Annotated in this window: 16 protein-coding genes; 10 read left to right on the forward strand and 6 right to left on the reverse strand. The window is 70.4% G+C overall.

Annotated features, from left to right (window positions below; translation table 11 throughout):
• Positions 1–325 precede the first annotated feature (325 nt).
• The 5 genes from ACQEVY_RS05750 (at position 326) to ACQEVY_RS05770 (ending at position 3,958) form a co-directional block, all read left to right on the forward strand.
• Positions 326–1,216: an aminoglycoside phosphotransferase family protein gene (locus tag ACQEVY_RS05750; protein ID WP_432955079.1), complete on the forward strand. Its 891-nt coding sequence runs from the start codon at positions 326–328 to the stop codon at positions 1,214–1,216.
• A gap of 442 nt (positions 1,217–1,658) precedes the next feature.
• Positions 1,659–1,997, forward strand: a complete 339-nt coding sequence (locus tag ACQEVY_RS05755; protein ID WP_432945464.1) for a hypothetical protein — start codon at positions 1,659–1,661, stop codon at positions 1,995–1,997.
• A 489-nt stretch (positions 1,998–2,486) separates the two neighbouring features.
• Positions 2,487–2,828 carry an ArsR/SmtB family transcription factor gene (locus ACQEVY_RS05760; protein WP_432945466.1) on the forward strand — a complete coding sequence of 114 codons (342 nt, stop codon included), beginning with the start codon at positions 2,487–2,489 and terminating at the stop codon, positions 2,826–2,828.
• 3 nt (positions 2,829–2,831) lie between these two features.
• Entirely contained in the window at positions 2,832–3,338 is a 507-nt protein-coding gene (locus ACQEVY_RS05765; protein ID WP_432945468.1) for an SRPBCC family protein, read from the forward strand.
• A complete protein-coding gene (locus tag ACQEVY_RS05770) occupies positions 3,338–3,958 on the forward strand; it encodes a dihydrofolate reductase family protein (RefSeq protein WP_432945470.1) in 621 nt (206 codons plus the stop codon). The genes ACQEVY_RS05765 and ACQEVY_RS05770 overlap by 1 nt, the downstream gene beginning before the upstream one ends.
• A gap of 298 nt (positions 3,959–4,256) precedes the next feature.
• Here ACQEVY_RS05770 and ACQEVY_RS05775 read toward each other — a convergent pair whose 3' ends face one another.
• A complete protein-coding gene (locus ACQEVY_RS05775; protein WP_432945472.1) occupies positions 4,257–4,808 on the reverse strand; it encodes a DinB family protein in 552 nt (183 codons plus the stop codon).
• Between the two features lie 423 nt (positions 4,809–5,231).
• Between ACQEVY_RS05775 and ACQEVY_RS05780 the strand changes: the two genes are divergently transcribed.
• The 3 genes from ACQEVY_RS05780 to ACQEVY_RS05790 all read left to right on the forward strand — a co-directional run bounded on the left by ACQEVY_RS05780 (position 5,232) and on the right by ACQEVY_RS05790 (position 9,171).
• Positions 5,232–5,888 carry a DUF1707 SHOCT-like domain-containing protein gene (locus ACQEVY_RS05780; RefSeq protein ID WP_432945474.1) on the forward strand — a complete coding sequence of 219 codons (657 nt, stop codon included), beginning with the start codon at positions 5,232–5,234 and terminating at the stop codon, positions 5,886–5,888.
• A 122-nt stretch (positions 5,889–6,010) separates the two neighbouring features.
• On the forward strand, positions 6,011–8,473 hold the full coding sequence (locus tag ACQEVY_RS05785; protein ID WP_432955080.1) for a WD40 repeat domain-containing protein: 2,463 nt from the start codon (positions 6,011–6,013) through the stop codon (positions 8,471–8,473).
• 14 nt (positions 8,474–8,487) lie between these two features.
• On the forward strand, positions 8,488–9,171 hold the full coding sequence (locus tag ACQEVY_RS05790; RefSeq protein WP_432945476.1) for an MOSC domain-containing protein: 684 nt from the start codon (positions 8,488–8,490) through the stop codon (positions 9,169–9,171).
• 360 nt (positions 9,172–9,531) lie between these two features.
• Here ACQEVY_RS05790 and ACQEVY_RS05795 read toward each other — a convergent pair whose 3' ends face one another.
• The 4 genes from ACQEVY_RS05795 to ACQEVY_RS05810 are packed head-to-tail and all read right to left on the reverse strand — an operon-like array spanning position 9,532 to position 16,387.
• A complete protein-coding gene (locus ACQEVY_RS05795; protein ID WP_432945478.1) occupies positions 9,532–12,876 on the reverse strand; it encodes an SAV_2336 N-terminal domain-related protein in 3,345 nt (1,114 codons plus the stop codon).
• A 2-nt stretch (positions 12,877–12,878) separates the two neighbouring features.
• Positions 12,879–13,829: an AAA family ATPase gene (locus ACQEVY_RS05800; RefSeq protein WP_432945480.1), complete on the reverse strand. Its 951-nt coding sequence runs from the start codon at positions 13,827–13,829 to the stop codon at positions 12,879–12,881.
• Positions 13,826–15,982 (reverse strand): trypsin-like peptidase domain-containing protein, encoded by a 2,157-nt coding sequence (locus tag ACQEVY_RS05805; RefSeq protein WP_432945482.1) that lies wholly within the window; start codon positions 15,980–15,982, stop codon positions 13,826–13,828. The genes ACQEVY_RS05800 and ACQEVY_RS05805 overlap by 4 nt, the downstream gene beginning before the upstream one ends.
• A 3-nt stretch (positions 15,983–15,985) precedes the next feature.
• Positions 15,986–16,387, reverse strand: coding sequence for a CU044_2847 family protein (locus tag ACQEVY_RS05810; RefSeq protein ID WP_432945484.1), 402 nt, complete (start codon positions 16,385–16,387; stop codon positions 15,986–15,988).
• Between the two features lie 174 nt (positions 16,388–16,561).
• Here ACQEVY_RS05810 and ACQEVY_RS05815 point away from each other — a divergent pair, with 174 nt between their 5' ends.
• Positions 16,562–16,897: a hypothetical protein gene (locus ACQEVY_RS05815; protein WP_432945486.1), complete on the forward strand. Its 336-nt coding sequence runs from the start codon at positions 16,562–16,564 to the stop codon at positions 16,895–16,897.
• Between the two features lie 430 nt (positions 16,898–17,327).
• Here the strand turns inward: ACQEVY_RS05815 and ACQEVY_RS05820 are convergent, their stop codons facing one another.
• Positions 17,328–18,020, reverse strand: coding sequence for an NADPH-dependent F420 reductase (locus ACQEVY_RS05820; protein ID WP_432945488.1), 693 nt, complete (start codon positions 18,018–18,020; stop codon positions 17,328–17,330).
• A 74-nt stretch (positions 18,021–18,094) separates the two neighbouring features.
• Between ACQEVY_RS05820 and ACQEVY_RS05825 the strand changes: the two genes are divergently transcribed.
• Positions 18,095–18,472: a winged helix-turn-helix transcriptional regulator gene (locus ACQEVY_RS05825; RefSeq protein ID WP_432945490.1), complete on the forward strand. Its 378-nt coding sequence runs from the start codon at positions 18,095–18,097 to the stop codon at positions 18,470–18,472.
• The last annotated feature ends 4 nt before the right edge of the window (positions 18,473–18,476 follow it).

Below are 18,476 nucleotides of genomic sequence, written 5' to 3' on the forward strand. Positions count from 1 at the left end.
CCAGGCGGGAATTCGTGGCCGGTGACGAAGGCGGCGAGGACGGCCGGCTACACACGGTGCTGTCCGCGGTGGCACGAGAGCCATCGAGCAGTCCCCCCGCGAACGAAGGTTGCTTCGTGGTGCCTGCCGAGAATCTGCCCTCCGGACAGGCACCCACCGGTGTCGGCTCATCGCCATCAGCGACCAGAACGGTTGAGACACCTGGGTGGCCGCAAATCTCAGTTGATGTGGACCCTGGCGTATGAATACTGGCTGTCGTCTCAGTTGATCTGGTCTGCTTCCGGCATTTCGAATTGGACTAGTGGAAGGGCCTGCGAGATTGACCATGCACGATGACCAAGTGGACGTGACCACCGACATCGTTGCGACCTTGATCCAAGAACAGTTCCCTCAGTGGAGCGGCAAGGCGATCCAACTCCTGTCGTCGACCGGGACGGTCCACGCCATCTTCCGCATCGGGAACGACCTTTCTGCGCGTTTCCCACTGCGTCTGGCCGATGCTGCCGAGGCGCTGGCGGTTCTGGAACAGGAAGCACAAGCGAGCGCGGAGCTGGCACAGGTGTCTCGGTTCCCCGCCCCGGAACCCGTCGCCTTGGGAAAGCCTGGAGCGGGCTACCCCATGCCGTGGTCGGTCCAGACATGGCTGCCGGGAACGGTCGCCTTTGATGCCGACCCGAGTGGGTCGGACGCCTTTGCCGAAGACCTTGCGGCTTTCATCGCAGCCCTGCGGGACGCCGAGACGCGGGGGCGGCATTTCAGCGGCGAAGGTCGTGGCGGCGTTCTCGCTCACCACGACGACTGGATGGCGAAGTGCTTCGAGGAGAGTAAGCGGCTGCTCGACGTGCCCCGACTGCGCCAGGTGTGGAGCCACTTTCGGGAGTTGCCACGCACGGGTGCCGACGTGATGAGCCATGGTGACTTGATTCCCGGCAATGTACTGGTCGCGGGAGACCGGCTCAGCGGCGTACTCGACACCGGCGGCTTCGGCCCGGCCGACCCCGCCCTGGATCTGGTCAGTGCCTGGCACCTGCTGCAGCCAGGCCCGCGGGAAGTGCTCCGACGAACACTGGTCTGTGACGATCTCGAGTGGGAGCGCGGCAAGGCATGGGCGTTCGAACAGGCGATGGGTGTTGTCTGGTACTACATCGAGAGCAATCCGACGATGAGCAGAATGGGGCGCCGGACACTCGACCGCATTCTGGAGTCGATGGCGTGATGTCGCCCCGATCGAAGGCCGTGATAGAGAAGATCACTTGCCGCCCCCACCGACAACAGCACCAACGTCGTGAGACCGCCGCCCAGTACTCCCCTGGGAAGTTCCTCTTCCCCTTGAATGCAGTGAACTTCCGTGAGAACAAAGCGAGTTCAAAGGGCTCTCCCCAGTAACGGCCCAGCGGGCCGAACCGTATGGCGCCGTGCATTCCTGCTGGTCGGCGGCCTCGCATCGCCGACCGGTGCCCATCCGACGAGCACCTCGGCCGTCTTCCTCGACATCGGCGACCCGGTCGAGGGAGACGTGCAGCTGCCCTTCTTCGCCGTCGCCGTGGACCGCGACCTGACCCATGACAGCACACCGCACCACGGCGCCATCCGACGGCGTCGGAACGCCCCCAGCCGGAGCGCACTGACGGCGTTCGTGGGCGTACGAGGACGCCAGCATGGCCGCCACCCCGACGTTCACAGGCGTCACCGCCTCGGCGGCGGGGACCAAGCTGATGGACATCACCTACGCCAAGGGCGGCACCGCGGCACGCAAGGCCACCATCCAGGTGGGCGGCCAGGACTCGTACGTCGTGGCCCTCCCGCCGACCGGCTCGGCCACCACCTACCGCACCGTGTCCGTGCCGGCGCACCTGGCCAAGGGCGCCAACTCCGCGAAGTTCACGGCGATTTCGGGCAGCATCGCCCCGACATCGACGCCCTCCGCGCCCAGGGCGTACCCGGCACCGAGGCCGCCGCCCCTCGTCGGCTCCGCCTCGGACCGCTGTGCCACCTGACACCCGTCTGACGTCCGTCACGGAAGAGCGACGGTCCCGCGGTGCCCGGCCGGTCCTTCAAGAGGCAGCCGCCGGCCCCGGCCAGGATCGACGTGCTGGACGCGAGCGCCATCGCCGTACGTACGGCGATGGCGCTCGCCGGTTGTCCGACCGGTTACTCACTGCGTACGGCGTTCTGGCCCGCGAGCCTGCCCGAGACCCCGAAGCGCCGCAGCAGCGACCGTTCGTGCGGGAGGCGGACGGCCCGGTGCAGGTCAGGGCGGTTGGCGAGCGGCTGGGGCTGGACGCGTCGGTGCGCGGCAGGCTGGAGCCGCTGCGGGCGAAGATGACCAAGCTCGCCGACCGCGGCTGGCTGCACAAGCGCCCTGACGGGCGGTTCACCACACGTCCACAGCTGGGCGGGGCCGGGGGGCCTGCAATCGTCATCCGACGAGACTCGCCCGATTTCCAACCGTTGACGTATGCCGATATAGGAATACGATGGCTGCCATGGCACGAGCAGCGACGACGTCGGACGTCTTCAACGCGATCGCCGAGCCGCAGCGCCGGGACATCCTGGCACTGCTGCGGGCGGGTGAGCGGCCGGTGACCGACCTGGCCCAGGAGCTGGGGATGAGCCAGCCGGGAGCGTCCAAACACCTGCGGGTGCTCCGGGAGGTGGGGTTGGTGCGGGTCCGCGGGGCGGGCAAGCAGCGCCTCTACGGCCTGGACGCCCACGGGCTGCGGCCGGTCCACGAGTGGACCGGCGGTTTCGAGCGGTTCTGGAATGAGAGCTTCGACCGGCTGGACACGTACGTGCAGGACCTCAAGCAGGCAAGCCAGGAGGAGTAGCTGATGAGCGCGACGGGACGAGGAGTGCCGACGCAGTCAGCGACGGCCGACCGCGAGATCGTCATCTCCCGGGTCATCGACGCCCCACGGGAGCTGGTGTTCGAGGCGTTCACCGAGGTCCGGCACCTGTCGCGGTGGTGGGGTCCGGAGGGGTTCACCACCACCACGCGGTCCTTCGAGTTCCGCGAGGGCGGGGAGTGGGACTTCGTGCTGCACGGGCCGGACGGGACCGACTACTCCGAGTGGATCCGCTGGCTGCGGATCGCCCCGCCGGAGCGGATCGCGCTGCTGCACGGTGAGTCCCGCGACGACCCGAACGCCTTCGAGTCGGTCCTGACGTTCGAGCCCTACGATGCGGCGACCCGGATCGTGATGCGCACGGTGTTCCCCACCAAGCAACTGCGCGACGAGGCGGTCGAGAAATACCACGCGATCGAGGGCGGCCGGCAGACCCTGAGCAACCTGGCTGCGTACGTCACCGAGATCGTTCGGAAGGGGGCGAAGGGCTGATGGCCGGGAAGGTGTTCTTCAGCGTGTCGATGTCGCTGGACGGTTTCATCGCACCCGAGTCCCTCGGGGACTTGATGGGGCAGCAGTGGATGGAACTGCAGCAGTGGATCTTCCCGCAGCGGTTCTTCCGGGAGAACCTGAAGCTGGGCGAGGGCGGCGAGGAGGGACACGACAACGACATCGTGCGGGAGACGTTCGAGCGCACCGGCGCGAGCGTGATGGGCAAGCGCATGTTCGACGCCGGCGAGCAGATGTGGCCGGAGGAGGCGCCGTTCCACACGCCGGTCTTCGTCGTGACGCACGAGAAGCGTGACCCCTGGGAGCGGCCGGGCGGGACCACGTTTCACTTCGTCAACGACGGCATCGAGACCGCGCTCGACCTGGCCCGCGAGGCCGCCGGCGACCGCGACGTCCGCATCGCGGGCGGCGGCGCGACGATCCTGGAGTACGTGAACGCGGGCCTGGTCGACGAGTTCTCGATCGCGCTGTCGCCCGTGCTGTTCGGCTCCGGGATCCGCCTGTTTGAGGGCGTGGACGCGGGCCGCTTGGCGCTGGAGCCGGTCCGCGCGGAGCCCTCCCCAAGGGTGACGCACCTGACCTACACCGTTCGGGAGCGCTAATTCAGTGACGTGTCGATCTAGGGATCGACCACGCCATGAGAGCCTGGGTAGGGCCGTGCCGAAGCCCAAGGGGATCTTCGCCAAGTTGAATGCCGGTGATGGTCACGCCGCCCGGGTAGCGAAAACGCGGCCGCGGATGCACCCCGTCTTGATCAGCATCCACAGATTCTCCGCGAGGGCGTTGTCGCACGAGTCCCCGACCGAGCCCATGGGAAGCCTCAATTCCCGCTCGCAGCAGATGGGTTGTGAGCTTCACGGATGTGTACGGACAGCCGTGGTCGGGCGGTGACAACTTCGGTCACACCCCGACGGCTCTGTCGATCCGCTCGCGGATCAGGTCGGCGTGTCCGTTGTGGCGGGCGTACTCCTCGATCATGTGGATGAGCACCCACCTGAGGGAAACCGCTCCTCGCCAGGTGTCATGGCCCTGGATGTCGAGGTGAGGAGCCTCAGCGGTGAACGCGCGCGCGAATGCGACCTCGTCCTGCCAGGCCTCCCAGGAAGCGGCGACGACTTCAGGGGCAGGAGCCGCGCCGTCGAAGTCGCCCTCTGGAGCATCCGTAGAGGAGAAGCGCAGCTCGACGTCGTGCCCAGCAAGCACGGCCCGGAACCAGCGGCGCTCCACGTCAGCGAGATGCCGGACCAGGCCGAGCAGCGAGAGCGAGGACGGGGCCACGGATCGCATCGCCAACTCCGGCCCGAGACCTGAGCACTTGAGCTCCAGGGTGGCGCGCTGGGCATCCAGCATCGCGATGAGCATGGGCCGTTCGTCCCCCGTCGCAGGGCTGCTGAACCGGTCGCCACTGCCCATACCAGCGAAGAGTTGGATCCGTCGGTCGGGAATCTCCATGCCCGAATCATGAGCCCCTGACAGCCACTGCACCCAATCCTTTCTGGAGGACCCCGACGGCGGATTCGATTGGTGGACTTACGGCGGAGCCGAAGGCGGTCTGCGCACGCCAGGGGGCCGGGCCAGGAGGCACGGGCGCAGCGCGGCCCCGGGGTGACCTTTCAGGGTCCGCTCCCCCGGCAGCCTCCCGCATCCGGGACGCTTGATATCGCCAGATGTGACGCTCCCTCATGTACGTCGAGACCGGCCTCGGCATGATGGATGCCGCATGCCGTGATTCGACGCCGGCCATCGCCTCTGCGTGATGGGACCCAGCCGGGACCCATGTCGCGATATAGCGTTAGTCTTCTTCTCGCGCCGCTGCCTGCGTCGCGCGGAGACGTTCCACAGGACCAGGACGTTCGACAGGACCAGGACGGAAGTATGTCGGGAGAGATTTCGCCCACCGGGAAAGACTCCGGCCTCGATTCGTCGCCCGAGCTGAGGGCCTCTCATGCGGACCGGGACCGGGTGGTGGACGTACTGCGAATCGCGGCAGGGGACGGCCTGCTGACCGCGGACGAGTTGGACGAGCGCCTGGAAGCTGCCCTGTCGGCGCGTACCGTCACCGAGCTGACCGCACTGACCGCTGACCTGCCGACCGTGTCCACCTCGACCGGCACGGCCGTAGCGGAGGTCAAGGACGTACTCCGGATCGAGGGGATCCACAGCGGTGCGATCAAACGCGTGGGGCGCTGGGTTGTGCCGCGGAGGCTGGAGCTGGCCACTGCGTGGTGTGCGGTGACTCTCGACTTCACTCAGGCAGTGATCACGCAGGACACCCTGCAGATCGACATGAACACGGCCGGCAAGAAGCTGACGCTGATCACCAAGCCGGGCATCGTGGTCGATACCGGTGCCCTGAGCCTCGTACACAGCAAGATCAAGGTTCGTCAGGCTCCAGACCACGAGACGCCGACCACGCTGCGCGTGGAGCTGGTCGGCACAACGGCCCACGGCCGCGTCGTAGTACGGCCCGCACGGCGAACCTTCGGACAATGGCTGCTGCGCAAGCCCACGTCCCTGCCTGCAGGCGAGTGACCGCCAGGCAGTACGCGACCGCGCAGGATCTGAACGCCAACGCGGGCGTGCCTTCGACATCATGCCGAGCGGGCCGCACTCCGAGGGGCGCTGTCAGTGGGGCCCCATAGGTTTGGGCCATGATGGAACGATCTGATCACGTGTCCCGGGAAGTGAATTCCTCGCATGAGCCGGCCTCTTGGCGGGCGGACTGGACGTGCGGTTCCGCGTCCGACCCTCGGCTGCTCCGCTCCTTCAACGGTCACGATGCCCCCGTGGTCGCAGTGGCGACGGCGGTCGTCGACGGGCGCGCGGTCGTCGTCTCGGCGAGCCGCGACGCGACGGTGTGTGTCTGGGACCCGGCGACGGGGGAACGGCTGCATACGCTGACGGCAGCTCCTCCCGACCCCATGGAGTCGTTGTCGCCCGAGTTGGTGGCCCTGGCCACGGTGGTGGTCGACGGGCAACCTCTGATCCTCACGTGCCACGTTGACGGGACCGCGAGGCTGTGGGATCCGGAGACGGGGCGTTCTGCGGGCGAACTGGCCCTGGGGCTGACGCGGTTGGTCCTGGACGGCCGGCAGGTGGTGCTGGCCATCGCGGCGGACCGGACGCTGGGTGTGTGGGACCAGGCCACCGGCAGTCGGCTCGGGGTGTTCCCCTGGATGGTGGACAGAGGGAGGCTGGACGGACGCGAGGTCGTTGTGACGCGCCCGCCGGACCACCCCGCGCAGGTGTGGGACCTGGCCACCGGCCGCGAGGTCGGCGAGTGCCTGCCGGCCGAGGGACCGTTGCAACTCGGAGAGTGGGACATCGCCGTAACCAAAGAGGAGGGCCAGGCGGGCCGTGTGTGGGATCTGGACCGACACGTGCTTCTGGCAGCCGACCTGCGGGAGTTGGTGCCGGAGGCCGAGTACGACGACGCGGTGTCAGACCTGGAGGCCGCCGACACGGTGTCGACCCTGACGGTCGTCGACGGCCGGGTCGTGGTCCTCGACACCCACTACGAGGGTCCACCGGAACTCGTCGGCGACCTCGCCCCCGATTTCGTTCCCTACGGCCCGTCCCCGACACTGACCCTGGAAGGGCGCAGAGTCGCCCTCGCCGTGGGCGTGGACCACACACTGCGCTTCTGGGACCTGCCGACGAGCCCCATGGACCCCATGGGCCCTGCCGGTACGCGGAGCATTCGCAGCATCCCCTTGGAAGCAGCCACAGGCAAGGAGTTGATCAATAGCGATACGGGAGACTTCGTCGATCTGTCGAGCCTGATCTCCGCCCGGACGAACGGCCTGCTCGCCGAGGAGTCCCCCTGGGAAATCCGGGTGAGGGCCGCTTCCCGGAGCCTGGTGCTGGAGGACACGCCCGTCTGCCTCTTCGCCGGTCCGGACGGCACCGTCACGCTCGACCCGTCACCCGCGGGCCGTGTGCTGACCGGTCACACCGATCGGGTGTGGGCCATCGACAGCGCCCCGGTCGGGACGCGCACCCTGGCGATCACGACATCCCGCGACCGCACCGTACGGGTCTGGGATCTCGCCACCGGCGTACAGGAGGGTGAGCCCTTCACCGGGCACACCGGCCAGGTGTGGGACGTCACCACCACCGTGGTGGACGGACGTCGCGTAGCCGTCACCGCAGGGGAAGACCACACGGTGCGCACCTGGGACCTCACCGCTGCCCAAAGGGACGGGGGCCGAGTGCGTGCCGGACACACCGAACCCGTCCTGGCGGTCGCCACAGCGGTCCTCGACGGTGTCCCCGTGGTCGTCACCGCGGGCGCCGACCACACCGTGCACACCTGGGACCTGACCACCGGCTCGCAGGCCTCCGACTCCCTGAGCGCAGAGGTGTCCACCATGACGACGGCGGTGGTGGGCGGACACCCGGTCGTCCTCACGGCCGCCCCCGACGCCACCCTGCACATTACGGAGCTCGCCACCGGCCGAACCGTCCACCGTCCGATCCCCAGCGGCCACGGCAGAGTCCTAGCCATCGCCTCGGCGACCCTGGACGGCGTGCCCGTCGCCCTCACCGCAGGCAGCGATCGCGTCGTGGGCGTCTGGGGCCTCACCACCGGACAGCCCCTGGGCGCGCCTCTCACCGGCCACTCCAGCCGTATTACCGCCGTCGCCACCGCGGTTCTCGACGGACGGCCCGTGGCAGTGACGGGCAGCTGGGACAAGACGGTGCGACTGTGGGACCTCGCCACCGGCCGACAGCTCGGCGAACCCCTGACCGGCCACACCGACTGGGTGACCGCCGTAGCCACCGCCACCCTGGACGGAGCTCCCGTCGCGATCAGCAGGGGCCGGGACCGGACGATACGCCTGTGGAACCTGTCCACGGGGCAGCAGATCCACGACGCCCAGGCCGCCGAGTCAGGCTCCGGCAACACACTGGCGGTCTCAGCGATGGCCGACGGACGGCTCGTCGCGGCCTTCGGCGACGACCGCACCGTACGGTTCCGCGATCTCACCGCAGGGCGCCCAGCCGGTACCGACCACCTGCTCCCTTTCCCCGTGCACGCACTCACGGCGACACCGGGCGGGCGCTTCGCGGTCGGGTTCGGTTGCGAGGTCGGCGTGCTGTCGAGGACATCCTGACAAGGGGGCGATGGATGCGGGTCGACCAACTGTGGCGGTATCCGGTGAAGTCGGTGGGTGGTGAGCGACTGACCGCCGCCACGGTCGGTGTGCTCGGAATCGAAGGTGACCGGGGCATCGCCATCCACGACGAGCGGGAAGAGGTCACCTGGGCCGGTGCTGTTCCGGCGCTCATGCGATTGCGGGCGGCCACCCTCGGGCCGGGCGTGGCCGAACTGGTCCTGCCGGACGGCCGGCGGTTCCGCTCCGATGCGCCTGACGCTGCCAGCCGGCTCAGTACGGCTGTACAGGCCAAGGTCACGCTGGTCGAGCACCAGCCGCACCGGCCTCACACCGCGCTCCACGTACTGACAACGACGGCACTGCGCAGCCTCGGCTCGACGCTGCCGGACAGTGCGATAGACGCCAGCCGGTTCCGGCCCAACCTGGTGCTCGACGACGTGCCCGGCGACCACGCGACCGGGTACCCCGAGCACGATTGGATCGGCCGCCGGATGGCCATCGGCACGCTGCGGTTGCGCTTCACCGAGCATTGCGACCGCTGCGTGATGATCACCAAGGAGACTCCGACCGTCCCGCACGACCGCGCCGTGCTCCGCTGGGTCGCCCGCGAGCTCGGCAACGCCCTCGGCGTGTACGCGGCGGTCGAGAAACCCGGCCATGTCCGTATCGGGGACAAGGCCCGCTGGCTCGACTGAACCGGCCGTCCGGCGATCGAGGCCGCCGGGTTCGCCCGCCTGAGCGAACCCGGTCGGCCGGGTACCGCCTTCCTGGCCGGATGTGCGGACACAAAACTCATATCCGCGAGCGGCGTCGCCCGCGACGAACTCCAGGAGATGGCCGACGCCGCCCTACGCAACTGGCCGCTCACCTCAGAAGCACCCGGAGTTCCGGCGACACGGAAGGCGCCGCGAACCGCATCAAAAAGGATCAAAAGGCTCTACGGACAAGCCGGATTCGAACTACTCCGCAAGCTGATCCTGCTTCAGTAATCTTCCGCGACCGCGCCGCAAGATCTGTGCCAGAACCCGATTGACGACGTCATAGCCACCCGGGGATCAGTGCGTTCCGTCCCCGACGACGAGGCCCGCCAAGTCCAGGAACGCCCGCGTGGTTGCCGCCCGCAGTCGACCGAGATCTCGGAACCCCGGGCTGCGCAGCGACAGATCGAAGGGCACGCGGACCAGTCGGGCGGGGTCGATGCCGAGGTGGCGTGCGAGGTCCGGGGGCAGGGGCCGGCTCCCGGATCCCTCGATCTCGCCGACCACCACGATCGCGTTGTCGGCGAGTTGCCAGTGCCCCGTGTCGCGTACGCCGTCGAGCGTGTGCGCCGCGGCGTCGAGGAACCAGTCGGCGGAGCCGCAGCACAGGATCAGCCGGTCCGTGAGGTTCAGGACGACCTCGGCCGCGCCGCTGAGACCCAGCGGCGACCAGTCGGTGAGTACGACGGAGTAGTGCGGCGCGGTCTGGGTCAGCACCCGCGCGTACTCCTGGCCGTGGGCGGGGTTGGGGCTGCGGTGGCCCCGACGGTGTGCGGCCACCTCCAGGCCCGACGGGAGGCGGGTCGTGCGGGCGCGGATGTCGTCGTACGGGAGGTCGAGGGGCAGGGCCGCGAGGTCGCGCACGGTGGCCGGGTTGCGGTCTGTGAGGAACGCGTCCAGCGCGCCTTCGGCTGCTGCCCCGTCCAGGGCGAGGACGGGTTCCCCGCGGACGGTGGCGAGCAGGGAGCCGAGGACCATCGTCGTCGTGGCGCGTCCGCTGTAGTGATAGGCGCCGATGAGGGTGACGCGCCGGCTCTGGCGCAGTGGTACGCGCAGCCGGGCCAGGCGGGTCTCGTCCTCCCGGCGGGCGGCGCCGAACCGGGACAGCCGCAGCGGGCGGTCACCCGGGCGGGTTCGTTCCGAGGCCGGCGGCAGGGCGAGCGGCGCTCGCGTGGCGGCGCCCGTGCTCTCGACCGGGGCCAAGGGCTCGGTGCCGTCCCGCGAGGCGCGGGCCATGGCGATGTACCGGGCGAGGACATCCGCGACCTCGCCCGCCGACGGGCGCCGAGCCGGATCCGGGTCGAGGCAGCGCAGGACGAGCAGCCGCAACGGCTCCCAGGTGTCGCCCTGCCACTGGTGCATGCCCTCCGGGAGCCCCGGCATCACCGAACCGGGCTTGGTGCTGATGAGCTGGAGGAGCTCGCCCAGGGAGCGCACGTTGTCCTCAGCCGTCGGGACGGGCCCCGTGCCGAGGTAGCGTCCGTCGATCACGGCGTCCGACAGGTCGGCCAGAACCACCGTGCGCCGCAGCACGAACACGCTGTCCGCGGTGAAGTCCCCGAGCACGAGACCTGTGAGGTGACAGAGGTTGAGCGCGCTCGCCAGATGCCAGGCGACGAGCAGGCCGGCCAGCTTGTCGAAGGGCGCGACGCCGTCCTGGTAGGCCCTGCCGATGATGTCCGCGAGGCGTGGCGGCTGCGCTTCGGGAGCGTCCTCGTCGGCCACCGGAGCCATCGCGAGCCAGGGCGGATCGTTGTTGAGCCGGGAACGGAGCAGGGCGGGCGCGTACCGCCCGCTCAGCCGGGTGAGCGCCTCGGCCTCCGCGGTGATCAACCGGGCGTTGACGGCGGGGAGATCGGGACGCGGCACCCGCAGCACCGCCTCCACACCTCGCCGGTCGACGCCCCGGTACACCACCGTCCGCCGTCCGCGCCGCCGGCCGCGCAGGTCGTACGGGCCCAGGCGCCTGGGATCGTCGTCGGTGAGCGGTGCCCAGTCGTCCGCCTCGACGGCTGTCCGGGCCCGCTCGAGCGGCGGCTGGCCGCGCGTCCCTTCGACGGAGACCCCGAAACGCGTGAGCAGCCGCCGTTCGACGTTGGTGAACGGGCGGTGTGAGCCCGGCAGTTGGGCGGAACCGTCCGGGTGGGCGAGCCAGGCGGGAAAGTCGGGCGAGTTGCCCGCGAGCTCTTCCAGGCGGCGCCCGATACTGCGGCCCGTCCTGAGGAGCTCGGACTGCGGGACCGCGTCGAGGAGCACCGACTTGGTCTCGTCGGGGAAGTCGAAGACCAGGTGCTTGGCGGGCAGCGGCCCCGGCACGGGCGCCGGATACGGCCTGATGAGGCCCCCGAGGAACACCTCCGCGAGATGCGAGGTGCGCGCCGGCCACGGCACCGCGGACTGCACGAGGCGCATCACCGGCACGGACAGCGGCGACACAGCCGCAAGATGTGCCGCGAGCCGGTACGCCTCCGGGGTGGCCGCGTCCCGGAAGTGCTGGGCGCTGTGCAGGTCGCGCGAGGAGGTGACGGCCGCGTACTGGCTGGGCAGGGCGAGCAGCGGCAGCTCCACGGTGGTGCCCGGGGAGGCCAGCAGGTGGGACCAGTCCCGCAGCGCGGCGGCGGTGGGTTCCAGTACCGGTACCGGGATGCCGTCGAACTCGGCGAGGTCCGGCGGCAGCACCCGGTCGGTGATCTCCCAGGAGGTGTTGGCGCCGCCGATGCGCCGGGTCGTGGCCTGCCAGCGCTCGGCGTGGATACCGGACGCCTCCCACATCTGCGGTGGCAGGGTGTGCAGCAGCGCCACGGGACCGCGGGCGGCCCACGCGGACAGCAGGCCGTGCATCGTGCCGTGCCGCCAGGCGGCGCCCATGCCGTCGCTGACGACCAGGACGAGGGTGCGGCCCGAAGGGTCGTTGACCGTGCTGGTCGGCAGGTGTGTGCTGTTCTGCTGGAACGGGCGGGCGTGCAGCCGTGGTTCGTGCGCGGTGCGGGTGTCGAGGCCGAGGACGCGCGTGGTCGCGAAGGCGCCCAGGCGCTCGAGAAGCGTGCGCAGTTCGGCGCCGAGCCGGTGCCAGAGCAGCATCGACAGGCCGTCGTCGACGAGCAGCACCAGATGCAGCCAGCGTTCCTGGACGGGGCGCTGCACGACGTCCGGCAGCCTGCTCTCGGCGAGTTGCGCGGCCGTGCGCTCCTCGTCGATCTCCAGGTGGTGCCGGCTGGCCCGGCGGCGGCGCAACGGCCGTAGCGCGCGGCCGAGTTCGAGTTCGTCGCCGAGCGCCTTGCCCTCGGGGACGCGGACGGGCAGCGCCGGGCGGGGCTCCTGGGCGGGCGGGCGTAGCCGTACCTCGGGGGCGGGTGCCTGGCGGGCCGCCGCGTAGAGGGACGGAGCGGTGAGGTCGGGCAAGTCGTGGTCGTCCGGTTCCGGTGCGGGCGCCTGCCGGGACTGTTCGTCCGGTTCGGGCTCGGGCGGCCGGGCCGTCGGCGGCGGTGCGGTGCGCAGGCCCCGGTGCAGCGGTGCGGCCGCCGAGACGGGCAGCCTGCGGGCGAGCCAGAGCACGTCGAGCACCTGGTCGGCGTCCAGGTCCTGGCCGCACGCCCCCAGAACCCGTAACGCCTCGGCGAGCCGTTCACCGCCGCGCGCCATGCTCACATCGCACCGGTGAGCTGGTGCAGCACGGCGTCGAGGAGTCCTTCCGCGTCGAGGTCGACCCCGCCGGTGCGCAGAAAGACCGCGTTGAGCAGCTGGTCGGTGGCGAGTTCGCCCGGGGCGCGGCGCCGCAGGAACGCCTCGAGCAGGTCGTCGGCCTCGCGCAGCGCTTCCTCGCCGAGGTGGGCGACGACGATGGCGCGTAGCCGCTCCTCGTCGGGAATGGGCAGGTCGAGGCGGATGCAGCGGCGCAGAAAGGCGGGCGGGAAGTCGCGTTCGCCGTTGCTGGTGATGACGACGACCGGGAACTCCGCGCACTGGATCCGCCCCTGGTGCACCCCGACGGTGCCGCGGTGGTCGGCGGTCTGGACCTCGACGTCGGCGAACTCCTCGGGCAGCCGGCTGAGTTCGGGGATCTCGAAGACGCCTTCCTCGAAGACGGTGAGGAGGTCGTTGGGCAGGTCGACGTCGCCCTTGTCCATCTCGTCGATGAGCAGGGCGCGCGGCACGGCGGACGGCACCAGGGCCGTGCCGAGCGGACCCAGCCGGATGAACGTGCCGATGGACGGTTCGCGCTCGCCGCGGTCCCGGCTGAGGGTCGTCTCGCGCAGCCGGCCGATCGCGTCGTACTGGTAGAGGGCCTCGCGCACGGTGGAGCGGCTGTTGACGGGCCAGCGCAGCAGCTCGCCCAGGTTCAGCTCGTGCGCGACGGCCTTGGCGAGCGACGATTTGCCGGTGCCGGCCGGTCCGGTGACGAGCAGCGGGCGGCGCAGATGCAGCGCGGCGTTGACGACGTCGGCGTGCTGCGGCTCGATCAGGTACGGGAGTTCGGGGCGGACGGCCTGCGCGGGCGTGAAGCGGCGCCACGGCGGAGCCGACGGGAGGGTGACGGCCCGTGGTGTGCCGTCACCGCGGAAGAGGCGCCAGTCGGCCTCAGGAGCGGGGGTCATGCGCTCTCCTGTGGTTCGGTCAGGTGCAGTCGGGGCACGGTACGGTCGGCGTCGGCCCAGGCCAGGACGGGGCGGCCGGGGTACTCCAGCGGGTGCAGCATGGTGTTGGCCCGGTAGGCGCGCACCCCGTCGGGCAGTTCACGGGTGGCGACCTCCGCCATCTGCTTCACGACGTGCGAGTCCGCGTCCCGTCCGCGGTCCCACACCACCACCGGCACACCCACCGCCAGACACACCTGTACGACGGCGTCCCGGAGGCCCGCGGGCACGTCGACGGAGACGCGCACCGCGTCGAGCTTCCTCATGAGTTCGGCATAGATCTCGTTCGTACTCAAAGACGCGTCGGAGAAGACCAGCGTTGCCCCGGAGTCGAGGCGGCTCCACCGGCGGCGCCAGTCGGGCAGGAAGCGCTCGTGCCGGCGCAGGAGTTCCGGGCAGTGCACGACGAGCGGGAACTCCACCCCGAGCACGCCGGGGACGATCTCGTCCGGGGCGCTGCCCTCCCACTCGTCGATGGGCAGGTTCAGGCTGGTGCGGTCCACGAGGACCTCCACGAGCGGCCGTTGCTCGTTCAGCGACGCCGGGTCGAGGGTCTCCAGGACGCGCAGGAGCTCGCGCGCCGCCTCGGATGCCGCGTACGAGACTGAGGTGTCCGTCGACACCTGCCGTGGCCCGGCGCCCTCGTCGCACCAGATCCGCAGCCGGTGGCGGCCCGGCTCCGCCCGGGTGACCTGCACCAGGACCCGCACGCGCGCGGAGCGCGTACGCATCACACGCGCCCACTCCTGGGCGTCCGAGCGCCGCTCGGCGAGCGCCGAGCGGGGAATGCCGAGCCGTACGGCCACGCTGTCGGACCACAACTTCACGCCTGCGCTCTGCGGTGGCGGGCACAGCACGGCCACGTACTCCATGACGCGCAGGAGCGCCGGGACCCTGGGTTCGCCGTCGTCCGAGCGGCCGTCCCCGGGGAGCGTCTCCAGGTGGTCGATCAGCGCGTCGAGCGTCTCGCCTCCGGGGAAGGCCGCGGCAAGCGGGAGGGCGGCGCGAACCGCCTCGGCGAACCGGCCCAGTACGGACCGGTCGATGTCGCGCAGCTGCTGGTGCAGCCGCGTGTACTCCCGCGGGGAGAGCAGCCGGGGCGCGCGGGAGAGCCGGCCCGCGGCCAGCATGCGGTCGGCCTCGTCCGGGTTGCCGCGGCGGAGTATCTCGACGAGGGCGGCCAGGGCGCGCGGGTGGGTGAGGAGGAAGGCCGCGAACTCCTCGACCGTGGGCGGCAGTACCTCGCCGCCGTGTCCGACACCGCAGGCGCGGGCGAGCTTGCGGGCGCAGTCGCCGCGTCCGACCGCTGAGGGCAAAGCGTCCTCGATCGCCTCGGTGAGCAGCACGAAGGCCGGATCGTCGGGGTCGACGGCCGCGTGCTCCTCGGCGTCGAGGACGCCAAGGGGCCGCAACTCAGCCTCGACGCGCTGCCAGGGGATGCCCCAGCTGCGGCGGACCAGGTGCTGGGGACTGTAGGGCAGGAGTTTTCCGGTGTCGGGGTCGCGGGGCGGCATGAAGTGCGCGGTCATCAACCCGACGACGGCCTTGTGCTGCCGGCACCACAGCGGTCCGCCGCTGTACCCGCGGCCGACGGCCATTCCGGTGGCCGCGCCGTCGAGATAACCGACCGGTCCCTCAAGGGACTTGACCGTCAGATCGGCGAAGGTGGCGCCCTGACCGCTGCCGTGCCAGACGGTCACCCGCTGCTCGGCCGCCATCGCGATCCGGCGCGGCGGCGGGAACGTACTGCCGGGCGGCGCGTCGATCCGCAGCACGGCGAGATCGCCGTGCCACTCACCCTCGCCGTCGCCCACCGGGCCACCGGTCTTGGCACGCGGCGCGATCCAGTGCGCCACACGCGCGGGAAAGCGTTCGGTTCCCCGCGGGCCTCGGAGTACGACGAAGACCTCGTCGGGTCCGGGCGTCCGGGTCTCGAACAGGGCCCTGCCCAGGGCATCGTTGACGACATGAGCGCAGGTCACAATGGCGTCGGCGGCCAGTACGAGCCCTCCTCCCGCCGTCTTGCCGTCCCGCGTGCGTCGTATGGACACGACGAACGGGCCCGCGTCTTCATGCCCACCGGGCTCCGGCCCCAGCGCTCTGAACCAGCCCACGCGTCACTCCGTGCCCGGTGCCGCGCCACTGCCGGTGCCCGTGGGATTCCAGCTTGCGGTCACGGTGAGGTGGGCCTGCCCGTTGCCGCCGACGATGCCGAACTTGAGGTCCTGTCCGACCTGGACCCCGAACGTCACGCTGATCTCGGAGGGCGGCTGCGGCGCGGCCACGACGGCGTCGTGGACCTCCTGCAGCAGCGGGCCGAGCGGCCTGAGCGCCCGCCGCAGGGTGCCGACCGCGAAGCTCGCGACGGCCCCGCCGCCCGTGGCCACGGGCACGGCCTTCCCCATGCCTTCGGGAAGATCGCCGTCCGGCTCGGCCGCCGCCGGGGCGCCCTGGGCGGCGCTGAGCAGGAACCTCACGGGCGTACCGTCGTCGAATTCCAGGTCTGCTGAGGTGGACACGGCAACATTGTCACCCAGGAACGCTCATGACACAGGCACGTGTGCCCAACTTCGACAGCAGACAGGAGAGTTCAGCACAGGAACCGCACGTTCCTGTTACGGGGCCCGCGTCTCCCTGCTCAGATACTGCTCAACTCCGTTGACCCGCAAGCCGTTTGCGCCAACGATGGGCCCATGTTCGGACGCCTCAGCCAAGCTGACCACCCCGTCATCGTCCTGCGCGACGCCGACGTCATCGCCGCGACCGTGCGCCAGGCCCTCGACGAGGCCTCGCCGGAGGAACGGCCCGGCCTGGAACGGGCAGCGACCCTCATCGAACAGGCCGCGGCAGCCTCCGACGCAGACCTGAGGGCCCGTTGGGTACGGGAGCGGCTGGCCGGGGCCGAGATCAAGGGCTCGTACGACTCCGTACACGCGATCAAGGCACTACGCCAGGCGGCGCCCGGGCTCACACTCCTCCAGGCCGTGCAGATGGCCAAGGAGGCGGAGGCGGCGCGCTTGGCGGGGTAGGGGCCGGTGGTGGCCGCCAGGGCCCAACGGCTCAGCGGGGCACGGCGGAGGCAAGACAGGGGCAGGGGCTTCTCGAACCAGTAACTGGTGTGGGCGTCCTCGTCGTACACGGGGATCTCGGCGTACCGGCTGGTGCGGTACAGCGCGGGGGCCTTTTGAGGACCTCGTACGTGTCGAGGCGTACGACGGAAATGGCTGCTCCAACTCTGGCCCCGCTGACCGGTACGGCACCCCTGCGAGTCGGGAAGCTGGGCGGGGCCGGCGTCGATCCGGGCCCGCCGTTGGTGTCGGGGATCGCGAGGGGGAACGCCTTTGTGATGATCAGCGTGCGTCGACAGCCGGGTCTGCCCGTGTCTACCTCGACGCATGCCGACACCAGGGCCCGCACTGCCAGCACGGCGGCAACCAAGATGCCCCAACCACCCCTGCACTAGAACCCCTGACGGAAAGCCCCCGTGCCGCCTTCCGTTTCCTGAGGGCTCGGTCCGGCCGCGTATGCCAGCGGAGGTGCGATTGCCTGGGCATCCGCCCGCTCGCCGACCCACAGCGCGATGAACAGCGCGGCGGTCGCTTCCAGGAGTCCCGCACGTTCGAGACCACCGCCGGCCACGGGTTCACAGCCCATGTCATGCACCAACTCGCGTACGCGCGCGAGGGCGGTCTCGTCGTCCCCGCAGACCGGCACGGCCAGAGGCCTCCCGTCGAAGACGGGCGGCCGCATGCGCCACACGTCTTCGTGGCAGAGGTTGAAAGCCTTGACCACGTGGGCTCCCGGTGCCGCCGCGGCCAGTCGCTGCGCGGCCGAAGGGCCTCCTTCCGTCAGCAGCCGGAAGCCCGGCCCGACCGGGTTGGAGCAGTCGAGCAGCACCTTGCTCTCCAGGGCCGCGTGCAGTTCCCGTGCCACGTCTGCTCCCGCCCCGAAGGGCAGCGCGGCCAACACCACCTGACCGGACTCGGCCGCCGCGCGCAGACTGGAGGGCTTCACGCTGCCCCCGATGCGTGTCGCGAGCCGCTCCGCCTTGTGGGCGTCCCGTCCCCCGATGATCACCTCGTGCCCGGCCCGCACCCAGTGGGTGGCGAGCGCGTCGGCCATATTGCCCGTTCCCAGTACGCCGATTTTCATCACGCGTCCCCTCTCCGTGCCTGCTTCGACCGTTCGCACCGACGCTAGGGGGGCTGTCGGGCACCATTTGGTATGTGACGACCGACGCCTTCCTCGCCGACTGCCGCGCCCGACTCGCTTTCGACCTGTTCTCCAACACATGGAACACCGTGGTGCTCTGGGCGCTGCGCGACGGCCCCAGGCGCCCGGTCGAGCTACGGGAGCGGATCGGGGGTATCAGCTCCAAGGTCCTCACCGAGACCCTGCGGCGGCTGCAGTTCAACGGACTGGTCGTCCGGCAGGCACACTCCGACGCATCACGGGTCGAGTACCAACTCACCGCTCTGGGCCGGACCTTGCTGGCGCCCATCAGCGCTGTCGGCGCATGGGCCTTCGAGTACGGCGATGAGGTCATGGCTGCCCAGGAAGCAGCGTGCACTTCCGGCGCGCAGTCCCCTCCTCCCACTCGCTAGACCG

The organism is Streptomyces sp. CA-288835 (genome assembly GCF_050936385.1).
Taxonomy (GTDB): Bacteria; Actinomycetota; Actinomycetes; order Streptomycetales; family Streptomycetaceae; genus Streptomyces.